Here is a 3212-nt window from a genome sequence, read left to right as displayed (position 1 = left end):
CATTGAAAATATCAAAATAGATGAATCAATAATAAAAGAATTTTTAAAAAACAGTGATTCTGGAAGATTCTTTCAAAAACAAAAATGTAATATCAAAACAGACTTTACGCACACTAATCTTATGGATATTGGGATAATATTGAAATAAATTTTTAGTTGCAAATAGATTGTTGTTCTGACTTTGATTGTTGCTTTCGCATTCTAGCTATAACTACAGCTAGTTGTGCCTCATGAATTTCATCTAGAGTTTCACACATAAATCTCAGATAAAATACCGAAACTTAAAGTTTTAAGATAATTTTATTGGGTATCATTTGAAGATTAATAATTAGAAATCCATATGAACTGTAAAAATTATTAAAATTTTTGATGGGTTTATTTTATCACAGTAACTGGAGTCTTTGCTGTTTCAACAAGATAGCTTGAAACACTTCCCAAAAATAGGCGTTTTAAGGTACTTTTTCCTTTTGCACCTATCACAATCAGATCATGTTTGTATTTTTTTGCAAATTGTTCAATATCATAAGGTGGATCAGAACCATAAACTAACTTTGTCGTAAACTGTATACTTTGATTTATGCATCGGTCTTCAGCGTCTTTGATAAATTTCTGAGCATTTTTTGCCAAAGATTTTTTGACTTTGTCTTTAGAATGTCCAATTACATGCACAGGTGGAAGTGTTGCAATATGAAGAAGAGTTATAGAAGAATTGTCATTTTTAGCAAATTCAATCGCCTTTTCTAATCCCCTTACAGAATTTGGAGATCCATCTATTGGGACAAGAATTTTCTTCATGATTAAAGTAAGTCTTTACTGGAATTTATGTATACGAGATGAATTTCATTTTAAAAAACAAACCATAAATGAAAAGGGATTACAACAACTGAATCGTTTCAGTTATTTTTCCTATTTCTTCTTCAAGTAAATTCATATTTTTCTTATTTTCTTCTGTATCTTCTAATTCTTCCAAATCTTCTGATAACTCTGCAAAATAGAATTCTAAAATTAGAGTTATGAAATTTAATCTATTTTTTGTAAAATTTAATCCATAGTTCATATTTAGTTTTAAAGCCTCCAATATTGATTCAACTTCTAAAAGACTTTCATCAATTTGCCCATTGAATAAAGGCATGGAATCTTCAATTTCGTTTTCTTTTAAATTTTTCAAACTTTTAGAATAGTAATCAAGTGCTCGATTGATTACACGGATATTTTCAATTTCTAAATCATATGAGTCATTCATCTAAATCAAAATCTTAGGTAATATAATAAAAGATTCCTGTGATTTCTTAAAATGAATCTGAGATTAAATGATTCTCAAAGATAATACTCTAGAGACAATTTTTATCCTTAATTAACAAGTGATTTTATTGAAGCTAAAAAAAGATCTTTCGTTTTTTGATTTAACTAACATAATAATCGGTTCAATCGTTGGTGCCGATATTTACATAGCTTCTGCAATTACTGCAGGATTGGTGGGACCTATTGCAATATTTGTGTGGGTTATTGCAGGAGGATTTGCAATTGTGTTGGCATTAGTTTTTGCTTATTCAAGCTATTACGTTCCCAAAGTGGGCGGACCGTTTGCTTTTGTTTCAAAGGCATTTGACAATTTCTATGGATTTCTTACTGGTTGGAGCATGTGGATAGCAGAAATGATGGCATTGCCTGTTTTTGCAATTGCATTCACACAATACCTACATTATTTTGTCGAACTTAATTTTTGGCAAGACGTACTAGTGAAAGGTGTATTTCTTTTGGGTTTAACTATGGTAAATATCATCAGTGTAAAAGCAGCTGGCAGACTTAATGACATTCTAACAATAGTAAAACTTGCACCACTTGTAATTTTGATAATTTCAGGAATAGTATTTTTTGTAATTCATCCAGAAGCGATACAAAAAAACTACACTCCACTTATGCCGTTAGGATTAGATAATTTTGGAACTGCACTTGTTTTGATATTTTGGGCTTATGTTGGATTTGAGATGGGAACACTTCCTGCCAGTGAAGTAAAGAATCCTAAAAAAAATATACCAAAAGCAATCATTGTAGGGATACTAGTAGTAATTGTATTTTATTTAATTACAAACTTTGTTCTTTTTGGAGTTTCAAGTTGGGAGGATCTTTCAAAAACACAAACCCCACTAGTCTTAGTAAGTACCATAACATTAGGCTCAATTGGAGCCATAATAATTGGAGTCGGGGCGTTACTTTCTGTTTCTGGTTCAAACGAATCTGGAACGTTGGGAATTGCAAGATTATCTTATGCCATGTCAATTAAAGGGCTATTTCCAAAAATTTTCTCAAAGACGCATCCAAAATACAAAACGCCATACATGGCACTAATCATTCAAGGGGTAATCGCATTTTCACTTTCTATTTATGGCGGAATATCAGAACTTATCTCATTTTCAGTTTTTAATCTAAGCTTTTCATTTTTACTAGTATGTTTTTCTCTTATTGTTCTCAAAAAAAATAGTGAGCACAAACTACATGGTCAAAGTATTCTTCCATGGTTAGGCATAGGAATTTGTCTTTATCTCTTATACTCTACTTCCTTTTTTGATAAAATAGTTGGAAGTGTTATCATTTTATCCGGAATACCGCTTTACATATTTTTTTCTCCAAAGGTGGATATCCATCATCTACGAGAAGCATTTTTGTCAGAAGAATCAATTTTTACTAGAAGATTAGAACGACATGAAAAATTTCTTGCGAGTTTTGTAAAAATTTGTCATAGAATTTACAAAAAAGTTGCTCATTGATCAATTACAGAAACATAAAATTCAGAATATGGAGTTATGAAATCACACTCAACTAGAAATCATCATCTTGCACGCAATGCATTTAGAATTACACTTACATCCAACATTTCTTGTAGCAATGCACCTATAGCAGGGGGGATCAATCCTACACTTGCTATTCCCATCAAGACAAAACTTGCTCCTAATCCAATAAAGATACCCTGTTTTGCTATTTGCAATGTTCTTTGACTGATTTCTACAATATCAGATGTTTTTGCAATATCATCTACAAGAAATACTACATCTGCTGCCTCTGCAGATATTGCAGTTCCATGTGCACCCATGGCAATACCAGTTGTTGCCATAGCCAAAGCAGGAGCATCATTGATACCATCCCCAACCATTACTACTTGTCCATATTCTTCTTTGAGTTTTTTTACTGCAATTACCTTTTGTTCAGGTAAG

General features: G+C 31.5%; 4 protein-coding genes. 1 reads left to right on the top strand and 3 read right to left on the bottom strand.

Features of this window, described 5'->3' with window-relative positions:
- Positions 1 to 375: 375 nt before the first annotated feature.
- A complete protein-coding gene (locus BG20_RS04240; protein ID WP_007401947.1) occupies positions 376 to 795 on the bottom strand; it encodes a universal stress protein in 420 nt (139 codons plus the stop codon).
- 79 nt (positions 796 to 874) lie between these two features.
- Complete coding sequence (locus BG20_RS04235; RefSeq protein WP_010191317.1) at positions 875 to 1243, bottom strand: hypothetical protein; 369 nt, start codon at positions 1241 to 1243, stop codon at positions 875 to 877.
- Between the two features lie 127 nt (positions 1244 to 1370).
- Between BG20_RS04235 and BG20_RS04230 the strand changes: the two genes are divergently transcribed.
- Positions 1371 to 2768 (top strand): APC family permease, encoded by a 1398-nt coding sequence (locus BG20_RS04230; protein ID WP_010191316.1) that lies wholly within the window; start codon positions 1371 to 1373, stop codon positions 2766 to 2768.
- Positions 2769 to 2830: 62 nt separating this feature from the next.
- Here BG20_RS04230 and BG20_RS04225 read toward each other — a convergent pair.
- Positions 2831 to 3212 (bottom strand): HAD-IC family P-type ATPase (locus tag BG20_RS04225; RefSeq protein ID WP_010191315.1); only part of this gene is annotated, 382 nt, incomplete at its 5' end.

The sequence above is a fragment of the Candidatus Nitrosarchaeum limnium BG20 genome (assembly GCF_000241145.1).
Classification (GTDB): domain Archaea; phylum Thermoproteota; class Nitrososphaeria; order Nitrososphaerales; family Nitrosopumilaceae; genus Nitrosarchaeum; species Nitrosarchaeum limnae.
This window is presented reverse-complemented; position numbering and strand designations above follow the sequence as displayed.